We start from the raw sequence: 26,677 nt of genomic DNA on the forward strand, positions 1-26,677 counted from the left end.
GGGACTATCGACGGATGTCCGAACAGCAGCGAGAGACCGCGTCGCGTCGGTAGGACTTGTTCTGATGCCAAGTCTCAGGACGATGCTCTATCTTGATCGCACGCATGGCTTCGTCCTCCGTTATCCGATCCCAGTCGCCGAATATTCGCGCCCGCATGAGCGTGCCCGGAGCGTCGTCGGATCGGATCCAACCATGAGTGTGATGGTAGGTCTCAGCGGTGGAGGTGTCCTCAGGATCTGATGCACGGAGAAGGCGATCTATGCGCGAACCGTTGCCGTCGCTCCAGTACTGATACCAAGTCTGGCCCTCGGCGTGCAGTTCCTGAGTTCGCGGCTCGGTACCGGCGTCGGGAATGTATGCCGGGTCGACATATTTGTGTGAGCACTTGATCCCATCGGATGTGTCCATCCCTGCATGTAGTCGGAACCAATCGAGGCTGTCGTCGGCTATGCGGCCGGGTCTTCGGCTGATCATGTAGCCGTCCGTACAGTCGCTGCTGACACCGTCACCACGCCGCAGATCCAGGTCGTCCTCAACGATTGGATAGCGCGACAGCACCGGGTCGCGCAATGTGACGCGCGAACGCCGGGACAAAAACACCCCGGCTTCCAAGCAAACTATCTCGACGGGGAGTCGGTGTCGCATGCGTCAGCGCAGAGGGCGGCTTCGCGAGCAAGGCCTACTCGGATGTCGCAACTGTCCTTGCAGGTGAGCTTCTCGCAATAGCCCTGGCCGTCAAGACCTTTCCAGAGCGTCGGCTGCATGTATTGACCGACAGCAAGCCGGCTCTTGCGAGCCTGACCATGCCCAGGGCCAGGTTGCTCGACAAGCGGACCAGCCAAATCGTCGAAATCGTCGACGTGATCGAGCGCAGAACCGCGGGACGCGGCGTTCGTTACAGCTGGGTTCGTAGTCACGCGGGACACGAACTCAACGAGATCGCCGATCGACTCGCAGTCGCCGCCCGGCGCAACAAGGAAGCCCGGGTCAGTCCGTCGAAGACCAGATCAATCGAAGCATTATGGGACAGATGAAGATCGCTGTCCAGCCTGCGTAGGAGCGTCCTCGTTCCTGCACCTTCGGCCCAACCGGGCCGGAGTACTTCACCCGAAAGGCTCGACCATGTTCACGAAGTCCTTTATTTCCGCTGCCGTCTTCGCGGGAGCTACGTTGCTCGGTGCCGGCGTTGCGTCGGCTGCACCTGCCACCTCATTCGGAAACGGCACATGGGCAGTGGGAAGCGACATCGCTCCGGGCACCTACGTCTCGGCCGGATCAACGGATGAGTACGGCTGCTACTGGGAACGCGCATCCAGCTTCTACGGCGATTTCGACTCGATCATCGCGAACGACTTCGTGAGCCCCGAATCCGGTCAGGCCGTAGTCACGATCAAGTCGACCGATGTCGCGTTCATCCCGGACTACTGCGGCACCTGGACGTTGAAGGCCCCCGCACCCGCTCCGAAGGCGGCCCCAGCGCCTGCACCGCTCCCCGCGCCTCTGCCGATGCCCTGGACCGGTTCGGCGGGACTGTAGGAGAACTCTGGCAGAACGTCTTCGAGGGGTGGACGTTCTGCCGTTCGTTGTAACTGACATCCGGGTACGGATGTCGGACCTACTGGATACATTCCAGGAGGGGAACATCGTCAACTGATAGGGGTGGGGTCGGATGTCGAGGAACACGCCGCGAGAGTGGTCGTACTGGACGGAGAACAAGCTTCAGATACTCAGCGAGTATCTGCCTGCTTTCAACGTCGCTGCGAAGAAATCACATGAACGTATCTACATCGACCTCATGGCGGGACGGGCGCAGAACATTTCGCGATCGACCGGGGAGGAGATTGCAGGCTCGCCTCGGCGGGCGCTGGAGACGAGCCCGGGCTTCACCCGGAACATCTTTTGCGAGTTGCCACAGAACGCGGACCAGCTCGAGGCGGACTTGCGAGCCCGTTTCCCGCGCGCAACGTTCGAGGTTGTACCCGGTGATTGCAATGACACAATCGGTGTGACTTTGTCGCGCTACAAGAGTCTTTCCAAAGCGCCGACGTTTGCCTTCATCGACCAGCAAGCGGCGGAGGTTCACTGGACCACGTTGCAGAAACTGGCCGAATTCAAGTCTTACGGGACGAAAGCAAAGCAATGGATCCTGATGTCCCCGGTCATGATTGCACGGGGAACGCGAGGAACGAATAACGCTATGGTGCGCAAACGCGTTACGCAGTTGTACGGCACCGACGACTGGCTTCGTATACAACGCGCCAAGGAACGACGTTTGATCACTCCGAAGGAGTATCGAGCCGAGATGGTCAATTTGATTCGCTACCGGCTAGCCGAGCACCTCGGTTACAGCTACACCCACCGGATTCCGATGCTTATGCCGAACAGGACCGAGATCTACGACATGGTGTTCGCGACGGACCACCACGCAGGCGACAACATCATGCGGCACCTCTATAAGAAGGCCGCACAGCGCGAGCCCGGAATGATGGAACAGGCGGTCCTCCGTGCCAAGGAAGAGCGAATTGAGAAGTCTGGACAGGAGGGCTTGTTCGAACTGGAGCCTTCCGAACCGAAGGTAAGCGGTGAAATTCTGTGGCAACCCGAATCCCACTGGGATCCGTCGACCCGTCCTTGGTGGTGACTAAACAGCGCGGCGGGGCATTTCGTCCCAGAGCCTGCCGTCAAGTTCGCGACCGAGTTGCTTCGGAGTGCGGCCGCCCCATTGTTTGAAGAAGAAGGGAACTCCTGCGTCGCGGCAGTCGTCACGTATGCCCCGAGCCCAGTTGATGTCCATGACACGGTAATTGGCCCCGGACTCGCCACCCGCGATGACCCAGCCGATGTCGTGCAGATCGATTCCGTCGAGTGGTCCGATGAGGGGTTCGCACGAAAGGAACCTCACGGCAGCCGGCACGGTCCGCAGATGGTCTACGCGTTCCAGCGCTGACGCATCTTCAACCGATACACCCATCCAGACATTCGTTGGCCAGTCCAACTTTTCCGCCATGCGTGACAGCCGAAGTGAACGCTTCGTCAGGATCTGATAAGTGTGCTGAGGCGTCTCGCGCATGACGTCGAACACGTCTTTTACGAACGCAATGGGCACTTTCGCGTGGAACAAGTCGCTCATGGAGTTGACGAACACGACGCGGGGCGCACGCCACCGGCGAGGCTGATCTAGGGCTCCCTGGTGCGTGGTGACTCCGAATCCAGGGCCGGATGTTCGAGGATCGCCGTCGTTCTGATATTTCTCGGCGCCCATTGCCTTGAGGCGTTTCGACAGAGTCAACGCGTAGCAGTTATCGCAACCCGAAGACACCCGATCGCAGCCTGTGACGGGATTCCACGTTGCCTCGGTCCACTCGATCGACGATTTGTCCGCCACCACACCTCCTAGATCGAATGTACGTGCCCCTCCTTACGTTTGTGTGGGGAGTTTGACCTCGATTCCACCGAGGTTCAGGTAGATCATCGCCTTGAGTGATTCAGCGGAATGATGACCGTAACCACGGGCGTTGATCAGCCTGATCTTCGAGTTGATTCCCTCGATGAGAGCATTCGAGATCCCTAGCTCGATTGCCGCACAGATCGCCTCCGCTTTCTTCTCGATCATGCGGGCCAGTTGTACGAACGCGATGATCCCGCAGGACCGCGCTTCCTCGATCCAACGCCGCAAGTAACGCACGGCATTGGAGGGCGCGACCTTGCGGTAGAGATCGCGGAACTGTTCCTTCAAACGCCACGCAGTCCCGACTTCGGTGTCGGCATTGATGACCGTTCGCAGCAGCGACTTGTGAGTCTTGGTCAGCCGATTCTTACCCAGCCGCAACGCTGTTCGAGCCTTGCGCCATTGGGGCGCCTGCATCGTCAACGTACGACGAACCGACGCCGCATCGGAGAACACTCGGTCCAGAGCACGGTTGACCCACTGCATGACATGAAAGGGATCCATGCATTGGCGGGCGCGCGGGACGTGATGTTCGGCGGCGGCCCGGAAAGCCGGAGACCCGTCCATCGACACCACCTGCACCGCGCCTCGTTCCCGGGCGGACTGTTGCTCGAAAAATTCCGAAAACGACTCACGCCCTCGGCCCTCGGCGATGTACACGACCTTGCCGGTGTCGTGATCGCCGACGATGGTGAGGTACTTGTGCGGATGCCGATAGCAGATTTCGTCGACACCGATCCGATACAGCCTGTCGAGCCGACGCGAATCGATCAACGCATCGACCGCCCGCGTGACGATGGAGGTGACCGTACGCCACGCACAGCGCATCAACGTCGAGACCGAGGTGCGATCGGTACGCGTCACCAGCCACAGCACTGTGTCTTCGAAGTCCCGCGTGTGTCGTGCTCTCGGCCTTGCCCACGGCACGTCCTCGGTTCGAACGCCGCAGGTCGGGCACTCTATTCGGTGGATCGAGTAGACCAGCCACACCTTGTGGCGACCGAAATCGAGATGCCGCCACCGTCTGGGCGCCTGGTCGTACGATGCGGCAGTGGTGTACCCGCACGGACACTTCGACCGCCGCGCACGACGCCGCAACACGACCTCGACGGAGCTATCTGTGATCGACACATCCGATACCGATGCACCGGGAATCTGAAGCAGACGGTTAAATGCAGTACTGACGCGCACGTGTAGCGGCCCTCCGGGTTGAGGTTGGTGTAGGAACCCCGAAATCTAGAGGCCCAGCACGTGCGCGTCCCTCATCTCACCGGCAACTCGCCGAACACTGCGTCCAACAACACAACCCACCCTGAACAGCAGAAATGGCGCCCACACAAACCTCAGGAGCGCCATGTACGTTCGATCAAGTCCATCTAACCATCTCAGGTGCACGCCCGCGAGTTTCTGATGAAGAAGCAGTCCGGCGGGGTGGATGCATAGTACGACCCGTACTAGTGCGAAGTCACCACATGCGTTGCCCGGGCACGATCTGTCGGCGTGTGATGCCACAATGTCCGAAACGTCCGAAGGAGTCCTTATGGTGTTACCGCTGATACCCGTCGCAGTCATCGCGGTGGGTGCGTTGACGGGTGGGAGTGGTTTGGCGCTCGGCGGTAAGGGCGCGCTCGACTTGAAGCGGGCGAACGATCGCATCAAAGGCTCTCACCTCTATTACAGGTTTGCGCCGGGAAGCGAGCGAGCAAGCGGTCGCCGAGACGAACGACCTGCTCGAGAAATGGCGACTGGAGCAGGAAACCGCGCTCACTACCACCGTCGTACGTTTCGTAGATTTTCTCCGCCGGCACGCCAGGCAAGTCAAGGACAACGAACGGCTCTTGGTCGACGGCTTGGAGGCCGGAGCCGAACGGGTGATAGATCCGGGCGGTGTGAATGTCGACTCCTTGACCTGGATCGGTGGAGTGGTCACGTCAGCGGCGCTGAGTGGTGGTGCCAATGTTGCAGCGGTGACTGTCGCGACAGCCGTTGGTTCTGCCAGCACCGGTGCCGCCATTTCGGGTCTGTCGGGCGCCGCAGCGCAGAGCGCCACGATGGCATGGCTTGGCGGTGGCGCACTGTCCGCCGGTGGTGGTGGTGTCGCACTCGGGGGTTTGGTGCTGAATTTCGTGACCATTGGTCCTGCGCTGCTGCTGGGAGGGCTCGTCTCCAGCGGGCAGGGCCGAAAAGCGCTGACACAGGCGGCAGCCAAGCAGGCAGAAGTCGACGTCGCGGTTGCGGAACTGGACGCTACTGCGGTGATCCTCGACGCCGTCGAGGACCGTGTCGACGAGTTGCGGTCGATCCTGAAATCTCTGGTCGCGCAAGCAACAGACGCCCTCGACCTCCTCGAGTTCGAGCCGTTTCTGCCCGTCGAGCATGCACCGCGTTTCCAGCAAGCGCACTTGTTCGTGAAGGCAGTCAGTGAAGTAGCTACGGCCACGATTCTCGACAGCGATGGTGAACTGTCGGACGAGAGTTCAGCTGTGACCGTGAAGTACCGGACGATGACGAAAGAGAAGAACAATGGCTGAGCGCAAGGTGTACGAGGGTGAAGTTCTTGGGTCTGGTAAGAAAACAGTATCCGCGCTCGACGGGTTCGCCGCCTTGAATCAGTTGGTCGACGCTGCCCGCGAATGCATCACGATCCACGCGACGGAGAACACCAAGCAACGACGGATCGAGACGTACGCTTCGGTCGAGTTGGCCAAGATCAAGACGGCCGAGACCGTGTTGAAGGACTACTTCGAGAAGTCGTTCACGGAGCGTCGCGCGACGTTCGACCAACTCTTCGCCAACCTGGACAGAGCGTTGGACCAGGGGAACAGCGAAGTCGTCAGCGCCGTTCTCGACAGTATCGTCGACATCGCGAAATCATCGCCGCTCGCGAATGCCGGTGACCTGAGCCAGATCCGGAACGCCCTCGACGATCCGAACCATGTCTGGGAGATCTGAGCAACCCTCGGTGCCGGGCTAGATCGCGCCCAAATCTGAGGACAGCCAATGCTCGGTCTGGAGGAAGAACACTGTCTGTTCCCCGTGATCAGCGCTGGCGAACTGGATGTAGCCGTCGACCTTCGCGGCTGGGAGATACCGCTCGGCCACTTCCCGTAGGTGCTCCGGGGTGCCCGGCTCCTCCCGACTGATCGGGCCGTCGACCGCTACGTACTTGATCGACGGCTGGACCTGCTCGACCATCAGGCTGAAACGGCCTGCAGCGCGTATCAACTCGGCTTTCTTGGAGTTCTTGCCCGTCAGCACCCAGGCTTCACCGCCCGGTGCGTACTGGTACCACACCGGTACCGTCAGCGGGCCTCGATCGGTACCGGCGAACACCGACAGGGCCGCAATGTGTGGCTCGGACAGAAACTCTTCACGCTCCGACTTCGACAGTGGCATACAGCCAGCCTAGGTCGTCTCCTACAGCTCGTCGAAGGGTTTCGCGTATCGAAATGTGCCGTTCACCGGGCCGTCGGAGAGTTGGAGGGCTTGGAAGTACGTACCCCACCCCGGGTTGGGAGACTCGACGCCCACCTGCGACCCGGCCCGGAATCCGAACCGGCCGTAGTAGTCCGGCTCGCCGAGCAGGACGAGCAGTCGCTCGTGCACCGCCTCGGCCGCACCCACCAAGGCGAACATCAACGCCGTCCCGACGCCCCGACCCTGGTACTCGGGCAGAACGGCAAGCGGTCCGATGCCAACAGCTCCGATGTCGCCGACGAAACCCCGGGACCCGATGACGTACCCCGCGATCAGATCGCCGTCGAGCGCGACGAGTGACAGCTCCGGGATATACCCGTCGTCGAAGAGTTTTTCGGTCAGTCCGACTTCGATCGGAACGGTGTCGTCCGTGGCGAACGCGTCGTGAATCACCCGAAGAACAGCGGGTCGGTCTGCGGGAAGTTCACGACGGAGCAGCACTCGACCATTCTCCGACTTCGGTCTCAGTCCTCATTTTCGGGGCTTCAGCACGATCTCCGTCGGGTGCGCATCAGCGGGAGTGTCGATGGCACTGCGGACGGCCAGAGCGACCGTATCGGCTTGCAGGAACATCGACCCGTCGTAGACGTCGCCCTCGTGCTCGACGATGGCTCGCTGCATGTCGGTATCGATCCGCCCGGGGTGAACGGACGTGACGCGCAGTGACGGCTCCTCCTGGCGCAAGGCGTCGCCGAACGCCCGCAACGCGAACTTGGACGCCGCGTACGCACCCCAGCCTGGATTGACCCGCAGACCGGCACCGGAATTGATAAGCACTACGTGCCCGCCTACCCGTCGTAGAGCGGGTAGTAATTCCTTCGTCAACGACACGACAGCGAGAACGTTGCCTTCGTACTGTGCTCGCCAGTCGTCGATCGAAGACTCCTCTATCGTGCCGAGCGCCGCCACGCCTGCATTGTGAACGAGTACGTCCAGAGAATCGATGCCGCGGGCAGCAGTGGCGACGGCGTCGTGATCGGTCAGATCGACCGGCCACGGCGTCGAATCTTCGAGTTCCGCGGTAATCGAGGCCAGCGACTGCGACGACCGTCCGCCCAGGTAGAGATGATGATCGGGTGCCAGTCGACGCGCAATCGCCGCACCGAGGCCTCGGCTGGCACCCGTCACCAAAGCCGTTGAAGTCATACGGCCAAGTTAACCGATGGTCATTCCGGCATCGATCGCCATCTGCCTCGTCGTGTTCCCGCCGTCGAGGGCCTCGCGGATGATGTCGGCATGCCCGGCGTGCTGGGACACTTCGCGGAGGATGTGCAGCAGCGTGAATCGCGCCGACTGCCATGCGCGCTCCGGAGCCCACGGCGCAGTCGGAAGCGGGACCTGGACGTCGAGATCCATCTCGGCCACCGCCGCCTCGGTTGCCTCGGCAACGCGCGCGTACTCCTCGACGAGTCCCGCGACTGTAGAGCCGTCGCTGAGGACGTACTCCTCGGCCATGGCGGACATGTCGAACTCGGCGGTCTCGTCCATGTCCGCGATGACCTTCATCCAGCCGCGCTCGTTGCCTACGACGTGGCTCAGCAGACCGCCGAGAGTCAGCTCGCTGACCGTGGTTCGCTTCCGCGCTTGCTCGTCCGTGATGCCCTGGACGGTGATGAGGAAGTTCTTGCGCTGTTCGGCGAGCATTCGAAGAATGTCGGCCTTCTCACCGGTGAGTGTCATCTCGAGGTCCCTTTCGTCGGTGTCGAACCGACTCTAAGGACGATTGCGGACAACTTCGGTCCTCGATAAAGATCAATTCTGGGTCAACTGTGAACCCTCGATAGGCGGAAAGCCGCGAACGGTCGCAAACTAGACGCATGGGCGACCGTGGATTCACCTCGACACAGCTGGCTGCGCGGGCTGCTTACCTACTGCGCGGCAACGACCTCGGCACGATGACGAGCGCCGCGCCGCGGTTGTACCCGCATATGTGGAGCTGGGATGCCGCGTTCGTATCGGTCGGTCTGGCACCGCTGAGCGTCGAGCGTGCCGTCGTCGAACTCGACACTTTGCTCTCTGCGCAGTGGAAGAACGGGATGATCCCGCACATCGTGTTCGCCAACGGTGTGGACGGCTACTTTCCCGGTCCGGCTAGGTGGGAGACGACCGAATTGGCGGTGCACGCGCCGTTGGGTGTGCAGACCTCGGGCATCACGCAGCCGCCGGTCCACGCCATTGCCGTGCAGCGCATACTCGATCATTCGCGACGGCACGGCAGGACAACGCGTGCCGTGGCCGAGGAGTTTCTCGATCGGCGTTGGGACAGCCTGGTCCGATGGCACCGCTGGCTCGCCGAGGCACGTGACATCGCCGGCAACGGACGGGTCACGCTGTTCCACGGCTGGGAGTCCGGCATGGACAACTCCCCGCGCTGGGATGCCTCGTACCGAGGCGTCGTGGCCGGTGCGATGCCGGCGTACGTGCGCAAGGACGATGCCGTCATCACCGACGCCTCGCAGCGGCCGACCAATCTCGAGTACGACCGCTACATCTGGCTGGTCGAGGAAATGAAACAAGCGGGATACGACGACGCCGCCCTCGCCGAGAAGATGAGCTTCGCGGTGGAGGACGTGTTCGTCAGCGCGATCTTCGCGATGGCATGCGACGTGCTGGCCACGATCGGCGAGGAGCATTCCAAACCGAACTCCGACGTCCGCGAACTCCGCGGCTGGGCCGACAAGTTCCGCAAGGGCGTCATCGCGACGACGGATGCACGCTCCGGCGCTGCACGAGACTACGACCTCCGAGCGGGCCGATGGATCACGACCGACACCATCGCCATGTTCGCACCACTGTTGTGCGGGGGGTTGGCTCGCGAGCAGGAACGGACACTGCTTCGGTTGTTCGAGGGGACCAGATTCTGCGGACATCCAGATCTGCGATACGCGGTCCCACCGTCGACCTCACCGGTGTCGCGGGACTTCAAGCCTCGCGAATACTGGCGCGGACCGGTCTGGCCAGTCATCACGTGGTTGTTCTCGTGGGCGTTCTCGCGGCGCGGCTGGGCGGAACGATCGCTGAACCTGCGCGAGGAAGGTCTGCGCCAAGCGAGCGACGGAAGCTTTGCCGAGTACTACGAACCGTTCACGGGTGAACCGCTCGGAAGCATGCAGCAATCCTGGACGGCGGCTGCGGTTCTCGACTGGCTGGGCTGAGGCCTTCGGCCCCAGTGGCACGGTTAAGTGCACTCCGCGGGCTGTTGCTTTTTGAAGCCAACCGGTTCTGAGGACCGCGAACTAACGCTCTCAGATCGACGGAGAGTGGTTCGAGGGATCAAATCACTCTCCGTCGATTGGCCAACAGTCGTGATTCTCAGGCTTGGATTTGATTTTGCAACAGCCCGTCCGGGGCGCTCTTTCGTGCCACTGGTCCGAAGGGCCCACCGGCCGAACGCCCGCGCGCAAATCCTGTGAAGACTCACCATTTACGGGTCGCCCCTGGCTACCTACCGTCAGGCCGGTGGCAATGAAACGCGTTCTCATCACGTTCCTCCTCGCCGGCGTACTCGTAACCGGGCTCCCGGCGATGGCGTCGGCCAACCCGCAGGGGCCAGATGTGTCTTCGTGGCAACACATCGACGGCACCAAGATCGACTGGCACAAGGTGCGCAGCGCGGGCCACGACTACGCGATGGTCAAGGCCACCGAAGGGCTCGACTACATCAATCCGTACTTCGTTCAGGATTGCCTCGTCATGCGGGTAGCCGGTGTGGCTCGCGGGGCGTATCACTATGCAGACGTCCGACTTTCACCGGAAGCGCAGGCCGCGTTCTACTCCACCGTCGTACTGGGAATCAATGGTCCGGGTGATCTTCCGCCCGTGCTGGACCTCGAACACTCGCACGGTCTGCCGCCGGAGCAATTGATCGACTGGACTCATAGGTACCTGAACACCGTCCAGGCGCTCACCGGACGTCAGCCGATCATCTACACATACCCCAACTTCTGGCGGACAGCGATGGCCGACACCCACGAGTTCAACCACTACCCGCTGTGGATCGCGGACTACAACGACACCCTCGGGCCACTCCCGGGCGGATGGGCCACGTGGCTGTTCTGGCAGTACACCGACAACGGCCGGATCCCGGGCATCGACGCCCCTACCGACATCAACTACTACAGCGGGGCCGGCGGGGATATCAGGCGGCTCGCGCGCTGGTAGGCCTCCGGCCCAGTGGCACGGTTGAGTGCACTCTGATGCACTTAACCGTGCCACTGGGGACGGAGTCCCCAGCTTGAAAATCCCTAGGAATCCAAGGCGCGCTCCAACGTCGGCCAGGACGATCGCAGTGCATCCTGCCAGTACAACCAAGAATGCGTTCCCGCGTACCCGAGGTCGAATTCTGCAGGTATCCCGAGCTCATCGAGTCTGTCCTGCAACCGGATTGCGCATCCGTTCGACACTGCCTCGATGACTCCGCCGACGACGATCTGGTCCTGGAGTGGCGGCGCACCCGCCGGCCGCAGAGCATTCGGCATCTCGTGCGGCCCCGGAAGCCCGGTGGCGTTGGAGACGAACAGTTCGAGCCCCCGAAGCTTCTCTGCATTGACGTACGGGTCGTGCTCGACCCAGCGGGGGTCACCGTCGGGACCCCACATGTTGTCGGTGTTCCCCTTGCCACGGACGGCGACGAGGGCGCGAATGAAGTTGCGTGCCATCGGATCGGACGTCTGCGCGCACCCGCTGTACGACGCCACCCCGCGGTACAGGCCGGGCGCCTGGATCGCCAGATCGAGGACGGATCCCGCCGACATCGACAGTCCACCTATGGCGTTGACGCCGTTCGCTCCGAGGGCCTCGTCGAGGACTGGGGGTAATTCCTCGGTGAGGAACGTCTGCCACTTGTTGCGCCCGAGGTTGGGGTCGTCGCGTTCCCAGTCGGTGTAGTAGCTGAGGTAACCGCCGACCGGGATGACGACGTTGACGTTCTTGTCTGCGAAGAACTCCGGCATGTCGGTCTGGCGCAGCCAATTCGCTCCGTCCTCGCCGCCGCCCGCACCGTTGAGCATGTAGAGAATGGGCCGCGGAACCGAGGAATCGGCGGGCCGCAGTACCTGCAGCTGAATCACCTTGACCATCGACGGTGAGTAGACGAAGACATCCCACCGACGATCGGTCGTCTTGTCGATGTGGTCCAGGGAACCTGTGCCGGGTTGCGCGAACGCAACAGTGTTCGGTGCGAGCAGCAGAGCAGCAGTCACGACGACGAGAACCCGGTGAATCCACCTCACCTGTACGCCCCGAGGTGCCGCGCGACGAGCGGACCGACAGCACGCAACGCCGATGCCGAGGTCATCTGCCAATGTGACTGCGGAACTGTGTAAGTCGAGATCTGACCACGAATGTAAGGGTGCCAGGTGGCAAGTCCGTACAGTTCCTCGTGCTCCGCTCCGACGAACAGCACATCCCCGTCGTAGACGCCCGGGACGTGGCCGACGGCAAGTTCGTGGTTGTGGCGAGCCGCCGCGATGAGTCGCTCGACCTCGTGGGTCTCGATGACGCCCGAGCCGGCAACGAGGGACGGCAAGGACTCGAGGGTGATGCGTTGCCCGCTGATTCCGGGCATGGTGATGCCGACGGCATCGAGCAGGTCTGCTGCAGGAAGCTCGGCGTCCCAGACGTTCTCCCGTTGGACGGCATGGCTGTCCAACAGAACGAGCGAATCGACCTGCTTTCCCTGCTGCCGCAACCGTACGGCCATGGCGTGGGCGATGGTTCCGCCGAGCGACCAGCCGAGCAAGTTGTAAGGGCCATCGGGAAGGATCTTCTCGATCTCGTCGATGTACCGCTGCGCGAGAGCATCGAGTGTGTCCGGCAGATCGGACTGGCCAGGGGTCTGGATTCCGTAGATCGGACGGTCGGTGTACTTGTCGAATCCGTTGTAGCACCACGACAGTCCGACGATGGGGTGGATGCAGAACAGCGGTGCACCCTCCCCGTCCGTCCTGATGGGGAACACGATGTCGAACGAGCTGGTTGAATCCGTCCCGGAATCCAACAGGGATGCAATCGATTCCGGCGTCGGGTCTGCTAGTAACGACTGTAGGGGCAGAGATGTTCCCGTCGCCGTGCGTAGCGTGCTGAGGACCTTCAGGGCCGTCAGCGACGAACCGCCACTCTCGAAGAAGTCATCCGTTACTCCGATGTCGCTCACTGCAAGTACCTCCGAGAATGTTTCGATGACGAGCCGTTCGGTCGTCGTGGACGGGGATCTGTGTTCGCCGCGAAGGCGGTCGAAGTTCGGTGGTGGAAGCGCACCGAGGTCGAGTTTGCCTGTCGGGGTGCGAGGTACCGCATCCAGTGCCGTCACGGCGGCAGGAATCATATAACCGGGAAGACGCGAACGCAGGTACTCGCGAAGCCCCTCGGCGTCGCCGAGCACGTACGACACGAGGACCTGCTGACCAACCGCTCCCGTGTGGCCGACAGTGACTGCGAAGTCGACTGACGGGTGTGTCGACAGCGCGGCGTCGATTTCACCGAGTTCGACACGGTACCCGCGGATCTTGACCTGTGTGTCTCCGCGTCCGCTGTAGCGCAGTCGGCCGTCTGCTGTCCATCGCACGATGTCACCGGTCCGGTACATGCGACCACCGCTGTACGGGTTGGCAACGAAGCGACCGGCGCTCAGGCCAGGACGCCCGTGATAGCCGCGCGCCAGCGCGGGGCCCGCGACGTACAGCTCGCCAGGAACGCCGGTGGGGACCGGATGCAGTCGCGCATCGAGAACGAGCGCGGAGAGTCCGGCTATGGGCGTTCCGATGTCTACCGGCGTGTCTGGTGAGAGTTCGCCGAGCGTCGAGATGTCCGTGGCCTCGGTCGGGCCGTAACCGTTGAGCATGATCCGTCCGGGCGCCCACCGAGAAACCAGTTCCGGGCTGCACGCCTCACCGCCGACGCAGACGACTTCGAGAGCATCGAGGCCGGTCGGATCGAGACTCGACAGTGTCGAGGGTGTCGTCAGCGTGTGCGTGACGGCCTCCGCCCGAATGAAACTCGTCAACTCGTCTCCGCCGATGATTTCGGGCGGCGAGATCACCAGCGTTGCGGCGGCGGACAATGCCGACACCATCTCACCGACGGCCATGTCGAAGCTCGGGGAAGTGTTGTGTAGGAACCGAGAAGATCTCCCGACGCGGTGCAGTGAGCGCCTGGATTCCGCGAGGTTTGCCAGACCGCGGTGGGAGACGACGACGCCCTTGGGCACACCCGTCGAGCCCGATGTGTAGATCATGTACGCAGCACTGTCGAGATCGACGATGTCGCTGAGTTCCTGGGACGTGACCGGTTGGCTCGAGGCACCATCCATCTCGGCTCGATTGTCCTCGTCGTCGAGTTCGAGCCATGTGATGGCTCCCGGCAGGGCCAAGCGGTGTTCGGCGTCGGTGATGCCCATGACGGCGCCCGAGTCGTGCACCATGTGTTCGAGCCGTTCAGCTGGATATGCCGGGTCGATGGGGACGTATGCCGCACCGGTCTTGGTGACCGCCCACACCGTGAGAACCGAGTGCAATGAACGCGGCAGTCCTATCGCAACAATGGTCTCCGGCCCGATGCCGTACCCCAGCAGAACCCGAGCGAGTTGCGTCGACTTCGTGTCCGCCTCTCGGTATGTGTAGTCCCTTCCGTCCCAACGCAGCGCAACGCCGTCCGGGTGCTGCCGTACCGCAGCGTCGATCAGCTCGGGCAGGGTCAGCGCCGGCACCGACCCGACGGCATCGACCGGGACAAGTCTGCGGCGCTCGTCCGCGGCGAGGATATCGATGTCGCCGATGGGTTGCAGCGAATCATATACTGCCGCAGCAAGAATGCGAAGAATGCGTTCGGCGAAACCGGACACCGTTGCGGCGTCGAATAGATCTGTGCTGTATCGCAGCGCGCCGTGGAGCCCGTCGCTCGCTTCGGTCAGCGTCATCGCCAAGTCGAAGCGAGTGACCCCAGGTTCGTACGGGAACTCGGACACTGTGAGGCCGGGGAGCTCGATAGAACTCGGGCGCGCGGGGTGGTACGCCAGCAGAGCTTGGAAGAGCGGCGAGTGCGAGGTCGCGCGAGTCGGTCGAACCGCTTCCACTACCAGCTCGAACGGAACGTCCGCATGTTCGAGTGCGTCGAGATTGTTCTCCCGTACTTGGGTCAGGAACTCCGTGAACGGCATCGACGACTGAACGTCGTTGCGCAGCACGACTGTTCCGACGAACATACCGACGACATCGTCTAGGGCACCCGCGCCACGCCCGGCGACGGTGGTTCCGACGGCGATATCCGAACACCCGGACAGGCGGGCCAAGAGTATCGAGTAGACCGCGTTCATCACCATGAACACCGATGCGCTGTGACGGTGTGCGAGCGAGCGGACGGCCGCCAACAGCTCCGAGCCGATGTCGAAGTCGATCTGGGCGCCGCGCTGGGAGGCGAATGCGGGTCGTGGACGGTCCGTGGGCAATTCGAGTACGTCCGGGAGCCCGTCGAGCGTCCTTCGCCAGAACTCGAGCTGACGCGAGAGTATCGAACTCGGGTCCTCGGCAGATCCGAGAACCGCCACCTGCCACAGAGCGAAATCTGCGTATTGCGCTGGAAGTGGGTCCCACGGCGTCGGAGCGCCGTGTAGGCGGGCCGCATATGCGGCGACCACATCACGCGCGAGGGGTCCCATCGAGACGCCATCGGCGGCGATGTGATGCACGACGAGCAACAACACGTATTCGTCCGGGCGGGTACGGAACAGACTGCCGCGCAGCGGTACACCGGCGGTCACGTCGAATCCTCGGCTGAGGACGCGTGCAGATTCGGCGAGAACGGACTGTTCGGCGACGTCTCGAGGTGCCAGGTCGAGCTCGACGTCGTCGACTGAAAGAATCACCTGGTGCGGTTCGTCCGCGACTGGATAGACCGTCCGTAGCGTCTCGTGCCGATCAAGGACGTCTCGGACGGCCAGGGACAACGCGTCGACATCGAGAGATCCGCTCAGCCGTACTGCGAACGCGACGTTGTACGCCGCGGAACTGGGTTCTGCCTGATTCAGCAACCACATTCGGCGCTGGGCTGCGGACAACGGAATGATGTCCGGGCGCGGGCCGGGTCGAAGGGCAGGCAGTGACGTCGACTCTGCGCTCTCGACCGCGACGGCCAGCTGCGCCACTGTCGGCGCCTCGAACAGCGCGCGTACCGGCAGTGCAGTACCTGCCTGTTCGTTGATCCGTGCCACGACCCTGGTGGCGACGAGTGAGTTGCCACCCAGGTCGAAGAAGTTGTCGTCGACGCCGACTCGCTCGATGTCGAGGACGATGCGAAAAACGTCGGCGACGGTCTCCTCGGTGCTCGTGCGCGGCGGTGTGTACTCGGCGGCCGCGAACACTGCGGTCGGCAACGCCTTGCGGTTCGTCTTGCCCGACCGCGTCATCGGTACCGCGTCGATGACGGTCACCGCCCGCGGAACCATGTGCGCCGGCAACGCTGTTCGCGCGTGCTCGACGATCAGAGCGACGTCCATGTGCTGGTGCAGCACCACGTAGCCGACAACACTGCCCTCGCGTACATCGGCGACGGCGTGTGCGACGGCCGGGTGTCTCGTCAGCACTGCCTCGATCTCACCCAGCTCGACGCGGAAACCCCGGACCTTGACCTGGTTGTCCCCACGACCGTGGTAGTCGAGAGCGTCGTCGACGACACGTACCCGATCGCCTGTGCGGTAAAGCCGTCCCCCTCTGCCGCCGACAGGATCGGCGACGAACGCTGCGGAGGTCTTGCCCGGATTGCGGTGGTAACCACGTGCGAGCGCGTCGCCGCCGAGGTAGAGCTCGCCGACAACTCCGATCGGAACCGGGCGCAGTCTGTTGTCCAGCACGTACGCGTCGACGCCTCGGGTCGGGCCGCCGATCACGATCGGATCCGACGCCGACATCGGGCCTGACATCGTCGTCACGATGGTGGTCTCGGTGGGCCCGTATCCATTGAACAGTGCGACACGAGGTGCCCACGTGTGTGCCAACTGGGGTCCGCAGGCCTCACCGGCGACGATGAGTGTGCGCAGTTCGGGCACAGAATCAGGATCGACGGTGGCGGCAGCGGCGGGCGTCAGAAATGCGTGGGTGACGCCGGCGAGGGCCGACACGAGCTCGGCTCCACCGTAGATGTCCGGGGGCGCGATACGCATGGTGGCACCGACACCGAGGGCGACCAGTAGTTCGAGGACCGAGGCGTCGAAGCTGGTGGATGCGAAATGGAAACAGCGACTGGAGTTGTCGAGTCCGAAGCGTTCGGTGAATTCGGCGGTGAGGTTGGCCAGACCCGTGTGGGTGACCGTGACGCCCTTGGGTACGCCGGTCGACCCCGATGTGTAGATCACGTACGCCGCATGTCTTGGATGCAACTCAGTGGTTCGTTCGTCGGGAGTGATCGGGAACGCCGAACCGGACTTGGGATCGAGCTCGTCGGGATGGATCCAGTCCAACTCACCGATATTCAGGGTATCGGTGATACCCAGCGTGGCGCCCGAATCGTCGAGCATGTGCGCGATTCGGTCCGCCGGATAACCAGGGTCGATCGGTACGAATGCCGCGCCGGTCTTGGCTACTGCCCACAGCATCGTGATCGAGGTGACGCTCCGGCCGAGAGCAATCGCGACGAAGCTCTCGGGTCCAGCTCCTCGAGCGATCAATTGCCGAGCGATTCGAGTGGACGCGTCGTCGAGATCGGGGTAACTCACGCTCGTCTCCCCGAACTCGAGCGCAGTCCCTCCCGCCGACAGGACGACGGCTGCGGACAGGATATCCGGGAGCGTGCGTTGGCGTAGGGCATGCGTTCCGTGAAGCGCGCTCGGCGCCGGGAGAGGAACATCCCCGACGACCGCTGCGGGATCTGTGACGCAGGCCTCCAGAATCGTCACGTACAGCTCGACGAAGCGCAGCGCGGTAGCCCGATCGAAGAGATCCGTTGCGTAGGTGAGAGTTCCACTCAGGTCGACGGAATCGAGACCGAACTGTAGATCGAATTTGGCGACGGCTCCGACCGGGGCGAGGGGTTCGACAGTCAGACCCGGTAGTTCGACCGACGGCGTGGGCTCGTCGAGTGTCAGCATCACCTGAAACAGCGGATGGTGTGCGGTCGAGCGCTCGGGAGTGAGTTCTTCCACGACTCGGTCGAAGGGGATATCCGTGTGTGCGTACGCGGCGAGGTCGCGGTCCTGTACTCGCGCCAGAGTGTCGGTGAATGTCGCTGCTGCGTCGACGGCAACCCGGAGCGCGAGCGTACCGACGAACATGCCGACGAGTTCGTCGAGTGCACGTTCACCACGCCCCGCGACGGGAGTCCCGACGGTGATGTCTCGCTCGCCGGATATCCGAGCGAGCAGCACTGCAAGGGCAGCATGCAGAATCATGAACTCGGTGGTGCCGGTGCGTCGAGCGAGCTCGACGATCGCACTGTGGACCGGTTCGGGAACCGAGAACGCGACAGCGTCACCGCGGTACGACGCCACCGCCGGGCGCTTTCGGTCGGTCGGCAACGGAAGGACGTCGGGTAGAGCGGCGAGTTCCTTTGTCCAGAAGTCGAGTTGACGGTTGGCGAGAGATACGGGATCGGACTCCGAACCCAGGACAGCGGCCTTCCACAGTGCGTAGTCGACGTACTGCACGTCCAGCGGCGACCATGTCGGTACCGCACCTGCCGCACGTGCCGTGTAGGCGACCATGACGTCGCGGGCCAGAGGACGCATCGACCAGCCGTCGGCCGCGATGTGATGCGTGACGACGAGCAGGACGTGCCTGTCCGGCGCGAGGCGGAACACCGACGCCCGGACGGGAGGCCGGTCGGTGATATCGAAGCCGCGCGCGGCAAGGCCGACGAGTGCGCCGGTGAGCGTCGACTCGGTCGTGTCGGTGACGCGTACGTCGAGGTAGTCCGAATCGACGACGACTTGTCGCGGCCCGTCGGGCGAATCCGGGTAGACGGTGCGGAGGGCCTCGTGCCGGTCGACGACGTCGAACACTGCCTCCACCAGGGCGTCGGCGTCGAGTGTGCCGGTCAGCCGAACTGCACCGACGATGTTGTACGCACCGGAAGTCGGATCGAATCGATTGAGCAACCACATCCGATGCTGGTTCGGTGCAAGCGGGATCGACGCGGGTCGATCCGCCTGCACGAGAGGCGGACCCGTCGGACCGGCAACGATCCGGGCGGTCAACCCGCGGACCGTCGGTTCCTCGAACAGATCCCGCACGCCGAGCCTTCCGCCGAGTTCGGCGTTGATGCGGGCGACTACCTGCGTTGCAGCGAGAGAGTTGCCGCCGAGTTCGAACCATGTGGTGGTGGCTCCGACGTCGCTGACGCCGAGGACGTCGGCGAAGATCTGGGCGACGGTGACCTCCGAGTCTCCCTCGGGCGGTACGTCCTCCAACGGCGACGCAGTCGGTTCGGGCAGTGCGGACCGATCCAGTTTTCCGTTGCGACCCAGGGGAAGACGAGCAAGCGGAACGTATACCGACGGAACCATGAACGCGGGTAGCTCGCTCTCGGCGTGGGCGCGAGCATCGCTGGGATCGGCCGATCCGCAGATGTAGGCGACGAGTCGAGAGTTCGATTCGGAGCCGTGTACGGTCACCACCGCGTTGGTCACGCCATTCAAGCGCAGAAGCGACTCCTCGATATCACCGAGCTCGAGACGTTGACCGCGCAGCTTGACCTGGAAATCGTTGCGTCCCAGATAGAGCAGCTCGCCGTCGTCCGTCCAGCGGACCAGGTCGCCGGTCCGGTACAGGCGGCTGCCGTCGCCGAACGGGCTGGCGACGAACCGTTCGGATGTCAGTCCTGCCCTGCCCAGGTAGCCACGGGCGAGCTGGACACCGGAGAGATACAGCTCGCCGGGAGTGCCGATCGGGACAGTTCGGAGCGATTCGTCCAGCACCCGCACCGCGGTGTTCCATACTGGCGCCCCGATGGGAACCGGGCCGGAGTCGGCGGCGTCGGTCCGGTGATACGTGACGTCGACTGCTGCTTCGGTCGGTCCGTACAGGTTGTGCAATTCAGCATCGAGCGCGGCGTGCGTGCGCTGCACCGTTCTGCGAGTGAGGGCTTCGCCACTGGCGAAGATCCGAAGAAGCGATCCGCATTCCGCGCTGTCGCCGTGTTCGAGAAACAGATCCAGCATGGACGGTACGAAATGCGCAGTGGTTACTCCTGTTTCACCGATGAGCCGCGATAGATACTTGGGGTCGCGGTGTCCCTCGGGCTCGGCGATCACGGTGCTCGCCCCGGCCAGGTGTGGCCAGAACAATTCCCACACCGACACGTCGAACGTCGTCGGAGTCTTGTGCAGAACGACGTCGGATTCGTCGATCGGATAGGTGTTCTGCATCCACAGCAGTCTGTTCACAATCGACGCATGCGATACGGCAACACCTTTGGGGCTCCCGGTGGAACCCGACGTGAACAGGACGTACGCGGTGTTGTCGGGGCGAACGAGAGTACGACGCTCATGCCGAGCGATGGGGCCCGTGGCGAACCCGGACAGATCGAGCGTCCGTGGGTCGACGACGGGTACCGAACTCTCGATCTGCGAGCCGAGAATCAGTACCGGCGAGGCGGTGTGGATCATGGACGAGATACGCGCCGCGGGAAGGGACGCGTCGAGCGGGAGATACGCAGCGCCTGCATGGACGACGGCATGCACTGCGACCAGCAGATCGATCGACCGCGGCAGTGCGACGCCGACCACCGATTCTGGCCCGACCCCGCGCGAGATCAGGAACCGTGCCGAACACTGCACCCGAGCGGCGAAATTGTCGTAGGTCAACGAATGCCCGTCGAAGACGACACACGTATTGCTGCCGTACTCGGGTGCTCCGGATCGAAGCAGGTCCACCAGGGTGTCCGACCCGCAGTCGACGGACGTCGCGATCCAGTCGTGGTTCAGGGCCCGGTGTTCCACTTCGCCGAGAACATCGATGTCGACGACACGGCCGTGGGGACGAGCTGCCATCGCGACCAGCACTCGCAGCAGTCGCTCGGCGAACGTTGCGACCTGGCTCGGTGAGAACGCGTCGGGTGAGTAGCGCAACGTCATGGTGGGCGTCGGTTCCAGCACCGTCACGAGAGTCAGCGGGTAGTGGGTCGAATCGGCGACCTCGATACCGAGGACACGCATTCCGGCGATGTCGGTGGTGGAGTCGAGTGCGTTGTGGTCCACCGGGTACGACTCGAACACGACGAGAGTGTCGAATCCTGCGCCTGGGCCAGCGGCAGCGTGGATCTCGGCAAGTCCGACGTGGTGGACGTCGAGTAGTTCGACCTGCTCCTGCTGAATGCGTCCTGCCAGATCCGCCACGGTATCGCGAACGTCGCCGCGGACCCGCAGTGGAAGCGTGTTGATGAACAGACCGAGCATGTCGGTGGCGCCGGCGAGCTCACCGGGCCGACCGGACACGGTGGCGCCGAACACGACGTCCGAGCGAGAAAGCACCGCGGACAACATGATCGACCATGCGGTCTGGACCACGGTGTTGACCGTGACGTTCAACGTCTCGGCGAGTGGACCTAGGGCCAGCTCGTCGACTGGAACGGACACATCCACCGGCGGCCGCGTGCCGGATGTGGGCGCACCGGCGAGCAGTGTGGGTTCGGTAGCGCCGGAGAGGTATTCCGACCAGCGCGAGACCGCGTCGGTGTCGCGCGTTGCCAGCCACACGAGGTAGTCGCGATACGGCCGGACGGGCAGCGGAATGTGCGTGTCGGCGGCGTACGAGACGAGGAGTTCCTTGATCAGAATCGGCATCGACCAGCCGTCGAACAAGATGTGGTGATTGGTGAGCACCAGCTGCGTGCGGTTCGCGCCACGCAGGAGTACGAATCTCATCAAGGGCGCCGATTCCATGTCGAACCGCTGCTTGCGTTCGACCGCCCTCTGTGCGCCGAAATCCTCGGTGCGTTCTTCACGCCAGGGAACCTCGACGTGGCTCAGGATCACCTGCACCGGGATTCCGCGCGCATCGTGCGCGAACGCCGTCCGCAGGTTCGCGTGCCGATCCAGCAGCCGCTGGGCTGCGCGGCGCAGACGCTCTCCGTCGACATCCCCACCGAGGTCGAACGCGATCTGTGCGGTGTAGAGATCCACCCCGTCTCGGGTCAGATCGGCATGGAACAGCAACCCGCGCTGCAGCGGAGTGAGTGGCCACACGTCGTCGACCGACCGATATGTGTTCTGCCACTGATCGAGTCGTGACTGATCGACAGTGACGAGTGGGACGTCACTCGGCGTCAGGTTGCCCGCGTCCTCGGATCTACCGTGCTCGGCGAGCTCGGTCATCGCATCGGACCAATGATCGGCGAGGGCGCGCACGTCACCCTCGTCGAGCACCCCCGTCGGGAATCCGATTCGTGCGTACAGCGAGCCGTCGCGAACCGCCGCATCGATCTCGAGCACCGCGTGAGTTCGGAGTCGGTGGCCACTGCCTGCATCGGCGGTCACCGACAAGTCTGGACCCCACGGTTGACCGTGCATCGACTCGGGCAGCTTGCCCAGGTAGTTGAAGCTGATCTGTGCCGTCGGAACACCGTCGAGGTCGCCTCGCGCGCGCAGAACTCCGTAACCGAGCGTGGGAGTCGGTGTGGCTCTGAGCTGTTCTTTCACGGCCTTGATCGCGGCAGCAGGATCGGCGTCACGAGGAAGGGTCACCCGCACTGGATGAACAGTCGTGAACCATCCGACCGTACGAGTCAGATCGGCACCGGCGACGGCGTCCTCGTCGCGTCCGTGACTCTCGACCGACACGAGGTGGGAGGGTGTATCCCGCCACCGATCGAGCGCCACGGCAAGAGCCGTCAGGAGTGCGTCCTCCGGGCCCATGCGGTACTCGGTGGTGAGCCGTTCGAGCAGCCCCTCGGTCTCGTGCGCTGGGACAGTCAGTTCGACGCGCTGTCTGGTTGCTCCGGTGTCGCGAGCATCGAGTGGCCGAGCGCCCAGGTCGGCATCTGCGTCCCCGACCATGGTCCGCCACTTGTCCCCGCTCTCGACTGTGAGGTCGTCCACGGCATGCGCCCAGCGCCGCATCGACGTCTCCACCGGCTGCAGAGGAACTCCGGAATAGGCGCTTGCCAAGTCCGGAAGGAGAATTCGCCAGGACACCCCGTCGACCACCAGGTGGTGCAGCACCAGAACCAGACGTGCACCATCCCAGGAGGTGACGAGCACGACCTGAAGCATCACGCCCTCGCGTGGCCGCAGTCGAGCGCCTGCGCGGGCGACGACCTCGTTCGGATCATCCGTCGTTTCTTCGGTCACGAGCGCGCCGACGTCGACACTTCCGGCAGGAGCAACCTCCAACACATCGTCGATGAGTGTGGCTCGCAGGAGATCGTGGTGGTCGAAAACCTTTGCGAGAGCGTCGATAATACGATCGCGGGTGGCGTCGGCAGGGGCGTGCACGGTGATCGATTGGAAGAAGCAATCGACGTCCGACTGGTACTCGGCTCTGGTCAGAACGCTATGTGCGATGGGGAGCAACGGCATCCGTCCGACGCCGCCACCGTCGAACTCGTCGAGGCGGACGCGTTCCTTTCCGCTGACGGCAACGTCCGCGAGAGCGGCAACGGTTCGGCGCTCGAAGACATCTCGAGGCGTGAACACCACTCCCGACGCCTTGGCCCTCGACACCAACGCGATGGCGACGATGCTGTCACCGCCGAGGGCGAAGAACGAGTCGTCGACGCCGACGGACTCACGCCCGAGCACCTCGGCCATGGCGTCGGCGATGACCTGCTGGACGGGCCCGCTTGCACGGCGGAACGCAGTGGCGTCGATATCGCGGATGGGGTCGGGCAGCGCCGAGCGGTCGACCTTGCCTGACGGGGTGATCGGTACGGAGTCGAGTTGGACAAGGTGCGACGGAACCATGTGTGAGGGAAGAAAATCGGAGGCGAGGGCGAGGAGTGAGCCCTGGTCGAACTCGTGCCCGTGTTTGATCTTGACGTAGGACACCAGAAACGATCGGTCGCCTCGGTGTACAAGGTTCGACACGACGAAATCCACGGACTGATGCCAGGACAGCACCGCGTCGACCTCGCCGAGTTCGATGCGGAGGCCGTGGAGCTGCACCTGGAAGTCGCTGCGTCCGAAGAATTCGAGCTCGGCGACGTCGGAATGCCCGACGCGCCAGCGGACGATGTCACCGGTGCGGTAGAGCCGGGTGCCGGAACCGTACGGGTCGGCGACGAAGCGAACCGAGGTCAGCGAGGGCTTTCGGTGATATCCGCGAGCCACACCGACGCCGCCGACGTACAGTTCGCCCGTCATGCCGATCGGTACCGGTCGAAGCCACCGATCGAGTACGACGGCCGACGCACCTTGCAACGGAGTGCCGATGGTGATGGCTCGCGGATCGGTCTGCAGATCCGACATGGTGACGACGATCGTGGATTCGGTGGGACCGTAGCTGTTTCGAAGATCGGCTCGTCCGCTCAGTCTCTCCACGAGATCCGGCGGGCAGACATCGCCGCCGACGACGACCGATTCGAGCGAGTCGACCTTCTCGACCTCGACCGTTGTCAACAGGGCGGGTGCGGTCACGACGTGGGTGACCGCGCGCTCCTGCATCAGTTGGGTCAGTTCGCGTCCGCCGTAGACGTCCGCAGGTGCGACGACCATCGTTGCACCCGCGCTGAATGCCGCAAGCATCTCGAATACCGAAGCATCGAAACTGGACGAGGAGAACCGGAGAACACGTGAATCGGTCGACAGCTTGAGCTCGGGGCGTTCCTCGGCAGTGAAGACGCCGAGACCACGATGCGTGACGAGCACGCCTTTGGGAGTTCCGGTCGAGCCGGACGTGTAGATCATGTACGCGACATGGTCGAGTTGGAGACATCCTCGTCGATCTGCGTCGGTGACCGGTTCGGTTGACCAGGAGGATATTTCCTCGACGAACGAGGGGTCGTCGATCCCGAGCCACTCGACTCGATCGGGCAGCGACTGGCTGAGCGTCACGCTGCGAAGACCCACCAGGACGCCGGAGTCGGTCAGCATGTGAGCGAGGCGTTCGGCCGGATACGTGGGGTCGATCGGCACGAACGCTGCGCCGGACTTGGCAGCTGCCCAGAACGCGACGACCGATTCGACGGACCGCGGGATCGCGACCGCGACGACGGCATCGGGACCGGCTCCGCGTGCGATGAGCGCCCGGGCCACCGCGTTGCTCGCGCTGTCGAGTTCCCGGTAGGACATGGTGCGATCGCCCTCGACGAGGGCGAGACCGTCGGGATTGTTTCGGACTCCGCTGGCGAGGATGTCCGGAAGCAGCATCGGTGCGGCATCGGCGCCGCCCCGCGCAGGGACGATGGCCTCGGACTCTGCGGGATTCAGAATGCCCAGCGTCAGCACTGCGACGTCGGAATCGCTGCTGAGGAACTCCGCGAACAAGCGGATGAATCGTCGGTAGAGATCCTCGAAGACCGCGGCGCTGTAGACGTTGGGGTTGGCCTCGAAATCGATGCGAGATCCAGTGCCGTCGACCGGCGGGTAGATGTTGACCGAGAGATCCTCCACCGGTCCGGTGGAGAGCACGTTGAAATGCCCTGTCACGTCTGCGAACTGCACCTCGGTGTCGTAGGCCATGATGTTGACGGCCGGGCCGAAGAAGCCACGATGTTCCTGCGACGCCCCGGCATCCCGTCTGATGTCCTCGGCGCGATAGCGCTGGTGCCGTAGCGCCCCGGTCAGCTCCAGCTGCACGCTCTCGACCAGGCTCGCGACAGTCGTGCCGTCGTCGATCTGCACTCGAATCGGCAGAACGTTGGACACCATTCCACCCGAGCGACGGAGTGTTGCTGTCGTCCGCCCGGCCACCGGCAGACTCGAGACGATGTCGTCGGCCCCGGTGAGCCTGGCCAGAAACGCAGAGACCGCCGCGACAGCGATGGGCGCGAACGCGGAATCGAGCCGGGCTGCGGTGTGCGCCAACGCCCGTTCCATCGTCTCCGGTAGAGGTCCACCGCAGATCCGGGACCGCGCTGCCGGTGGCGCGACGATGCCCGTCGGGCTGACCGGTAGGGGCAGCTCGCGGGTCTTGCCCAGCCAGTACTGCCGGTCCTTGTCGAATCGTGACGACTGTCGGTAGTCGATTTCGGCAGCGTAGACATCCTCGAGAGGGCTAGCCTTCGACGGCGGCGGTTCCTGGCCGGCCGAGACAGCGGTGTAGATCTCTGCAGCCCGGTTCATCAACCGGACCGCCCCGTAGCCGTCGAGCGCGATGTGGTGGACGTGGGAGTACCAGAACGTCCGATCCGCGGCTATCCGGAGCGTGGCCGCCCTGATCAACGGACCGGTGATCAGATCGGTAGGTGTCGAGTACGCCGCGCGCATCCAGTCGATCGCGGCTTGAACGGGATCCGCCTCCCCCGAGAAGTCGAGCTGATCGGAATCCTCGCGGGCGGACCGATCGATGTACTGGTAGGGCTCACCCTCGATTTCGACGAGGCGTAGAGATCCCGCGCCAAGTTCATCGGCCGCTTGCTGGACCGCGTCGCGCATCGGCACAGGGTCGAGCTCGCCGCGGACATCGATGTAGTTCGCGATAGTGATCGGGACGTCCGGCATCAGGTGTTGGGCGAACCACAGCCCACGCTGTGCCGCCGTGAGCGGAAACGCGTCGGAAGTGAGTGCGCGTGGGCCCCACTCCTGGCCTAGGTCGTCCTCACTCAAGGTCACTGATTCAGCCGATTCCACAATTCGCTCTCGATCGAAGGAGCGCGGTCCCGGCGGTTCA

The 26,677-nt window shown here is 63.5% G+C and carries 15 protein-coding genes and 1 pseudogene; 7 read left to right on the forward strand and 9 right to left on the reverse strand.

Translation table 11 applies throughout. From position 1 onward, the window contains the following. Positions 1-4: 4 nt before the first annotated feature. Positions 5-475 carry a hypothetical protein gene (locus tag WDS16_RS22395; RefSeq protein WP_338887827.1) on the reverse strand — a complete coding sequence of 157 codons (471 nt, stop codon included), beginning with the start codon at positions 473-475 and terminating at the stop codon, positions 5-7. A gap of 173 nt (positions 476-648) precedes the next feature. Here WDS16_RS22395 and WDS16_RS22400 point away from each other — a divergent pair. From WDS16_RS22400 to tcmP, 3 genes and pseudogenes are all read left to right on the forward strand, one after another. Then, positions 649-1,035: pseudogene (locus WDS16_RS22400) on the forward strand (RNase H family protein); the annotation flags it as partial. Positions 1,036-1,123: 88 nt separating this feature from the next. Further along, a complete protein-coding gene (locus WDS16_RS22405) occupies positions 1,124-1,537 on the forward strand; it encodes a hypothetical protein (RefSeq protein WP_338887828.1) in 414 nt (137 codons plus the stop codon). A gap of 133 nt (positions 1,538-1,670) precedes the next feature. Next, positions 1,671-2,642 (forward strand): three-Cys-motif partner protein TcmP, encoded by a 972-nt coding sequence (gene tcmP, locus WDS16_RS22410; RefSeq protein WP_338887830.1) that lies wholly within the window; start codon positions 1,671-1,673, stop codon positions 2,640-2,642. Here tcmP and WDS16_RS22415 read toward each other — a convergent pair whose 3' ends face one another. Beyond that, entirely contained in the window at positions 2,643-3,386 is a 744-nt protein-coding gene (locus WDS16_RS22415; protein WP_338887831.1) for a phage Gp37/Gp68 family protein, read from the reverse strand. A gap of 33 nt (positions 3,387-3,419) precedes the next feature. Beyond that, the gene (locus tag WDS16_RS22420) at positions 3,420-4,640 is read right to left on the reverse strand and encodes an ISL3 family transposase (RefSeq protein ID WP_422395698.1); all 1,221 of its coding nucleotides are present in this window, start codon (positions 4,638-4,640) and stop codon (positions 3,420-3,422) included. A 491-nt stretch (positions 4,641-5,131) separates the two neighbouring features. Here WDS16_RS22420 and WDS16_RS22425 point away from each other — a divergent pair, with 491 nt between their 5' ends. Then, positions 5,132-5,980 carry a hypothetical protein gene (locus WDS16_RS22425; RefSeq protein WP_338887833.1) on the forward strand — a complete coding sequence of 283 codons (849 nt, stop codon included), beginning with the start codon at positions 5,132-5,134 and terminating at the stop codon, positions 5,978-5,980. Next, positions 5,973-6,401, forward strand: a complete 429-nt coding sequence (locus WDS16_RS22430; protein ID WP_338887834.1) for a hypothetical protein — start codon at positions 5,973-5,975, stop codon at positions 6,399-6,401. Before WDS16_RS22425 ends, WDS16_RS22430 begins: the two co-directional genes overlap by 8 nt. Positions 6,402-6,419: 18 nt before the next feature. Here WDS16_RS22430 and WDS16_RS22435 read toward each other — a convergent pair whose 3' ends face one another. From WDS16_RS22435 to WDS16_RS22450, 4 genes are read right to left on the reverse strand one after another with little or no spacing between them, the layout of a single operon-like run. Then, positions 6,420-6,845 (reverse strand): pyridoxamine 5'-phosphate oxidase family protein, encoded by a 426-nt coding sequence (locus tag WDS16_RS22435; RefSeq protein WP_338887836.1) that lies wholly within the window; start codon positions 6,843-6,845, stop codon positions 6,420-6,422. A 21-nt stretch (positions 6,846-6,866) separates the two neighbouring features. Beyond that, positions 6,867-7,367 (reverse strand): N-acetyltransferase, encoded by a 501-nt coding sequence (locus WDS16_RS22440; RefSeq protein ID WP_338887837.1) that lies wholly within the window; start codon positions 7,365-7,367, stop codon positions 6,867-6,869. A gap of 30 nt (positions 7,368-7,397) precedes the next feature. Further along, a complete protein-coding gene (locus WDS16_RS22445) occupies positions 7,398-8,072 on the reverse strand; it encodes an SDR family oxidoreductase (protein WP_338887839.1) in 675 nt (224 codons plus the stop codon). Positions 8,073-8,081: 9 nt separating this feature from the next. Beyond that, positions 8,082-8,606 carry a DinB family protein gene (locus tag WDS16_RS22450; protein WP_338887840.1) on the reverse strand — a complete coding sequence of 175 codons (525 nt, stop codon included), beginning with the start codon at positions 8,604-8,606 and terminating at the stop codon, positions 8,082-8,084. Positions 8,607-8,743: 137 nt separating this feature from the next. Between WDS16_RS22450 and ggh the strand changes: the two genes are divergently transcribed. Both ggh and WDS16_RS22460 read left to right on the forward strand, forming a co-directional pair. Continuing rightward, the gene (gene ggh / locus WDS16_RS22455) at positions 8,744-10,081 is read left to right on the forward strand and encodes a glucosylglycerate hydrolase (protein ID WP_338887842.1); all 1,338 of its coding nucleotides are present in this window, start codon (positions 8,744-8,746) and stop codon (positions 10,079-10,081) included. Between the two features lie 310 nt (positions 10,082-10,391). Then, the gene (locus tag WDS16_RS22460; protein ID WP_338893571.1) at positions 10,392-11,087 is read left to right on the forward strand and encodes a glycoside hydrolase family 25 protein; all 696 of its coding nucleotides are present in this window, start codon (positions 10,392-10,394) and stop codon (positions 11,085-11,087) included. Between the two features lie 83 nt (positions 11,088-11,170). On the opposite strand, the gene WDS16_RS22465 is transcribed toward WDS16_RS22460, so the two are convergent. Both WDS16_RS22465 and WDS16_RS22470 read right to left on the reverse strand, forming a co-directional pair. Next, positions 11,171-12,157 (reverse strand): alpha/beta hydrolase, encoded by a 987-nt coding sequence (locus WDS16_RS22465; RefSeq protein ID WP_422395699.1) that lies wholly within the window; start codon positions 12,155-12,157, stop codon positions 11,171-11,173. Next, positions 12,154-26,637 carry an amino acid adenylation domain-containing protein gene (locus WDS16_RS22470; RefSeq protein WP_422395700.1) on the reverse strand — a complete coding sequence of 4,828 codons (14,484 nt, stop codon included), beginning with the start codon at positions 26,635-26,637 and terminating at the stop codon, positions 12,154-12,156. The genes WDS16_RS22465 and WDS16_RS22470 overlap by 4 nt, the downstream gene beginning before the upstream one ends. Positions 26,638-26,677 lie beyond the last annotated feature (40 nt).

The sequence above is a fragment of the Rhodococcus sovatensis genome, from assembly GCF_037327425.1.
Taxonomy (GTDB): domain Bacteria; phylum Actinomycetota; class Actinomycetes; order Mycobacteriales; family Mycobacteriaceae; genus Rhodococcoides; species Rhodococcoides sovatense.

What these genes read in the sequence shown, in the direction of transcription:
- WDS16_RS22450 (WP_338887840.1), bottom strand. Translation starts at nt 8,606, where the DNA reads ATGACACTCACCGGTGAGAAGGCCGACATTCTTCGAATGCTCGCCGAA.
- ggh (WP_338887842.1), top strand. Translation starts at nt 8,744, where the DNA reads ATGGGCGACCGTGGATTCACCTCGACACAGCTGGCTGCGCGGGCTGCT.
- WDS16_RS22460 (WP_338893571.1), top strand. Translation starts at nt 10,392, where the DNA reads ATGAAACGCGTTCTCATCACGTTCCTCCTCGCCGGCGTACTCGTAACC.
- WDS16_RS22395 (WP_338887827.1), bottom strand. Translation starts at nt 475, where the DNA reads ATGATCAGCCGAAGACCCGGCCGCATAGCCGACGACAGCCTCGATTGG.
- WDS16_RS22405 (WP_338887828.1), top strand. Translation starts at nt 1,124, where the DNA reads ATGTTCACGAAGTCCTTTATTTCCGCTGCCGTCTTCGCGGGAGCTACG.
- WDS16_RS22430 (WP_338887834.1), top strand. Translation starts at nt 5,973, where the DNA reads ATGGCTGAGCGCAAGGTGTACGAGGGTGAAGTTCTTGGGTCTGGTAAG.
- WDS16_RS22435 (WP_338887836.1), bottom strand. Translation starts at nt 6,845, where the DNA reads ATGCCACTGTCGAAGTCGGAGCGTGAAGAGTTTCTGTCCGAGCCACAC.
- tcmP (WP_338887830.1), top strand. Translation starts at nt 1,671, where the DNA reads ATGTCGAGGAACACGCCGCGAGAGTGGTCGTACTGGACGGAGAACAAG.
- WDS16_RS22445 (WP_338887839.1), bottom strand. Translation starts at nt 8,072, where the DNA reads ATGACTTCAACGGCTTTGGTGACGGGTGCCAGCCGAGGCCTCGGTGCG.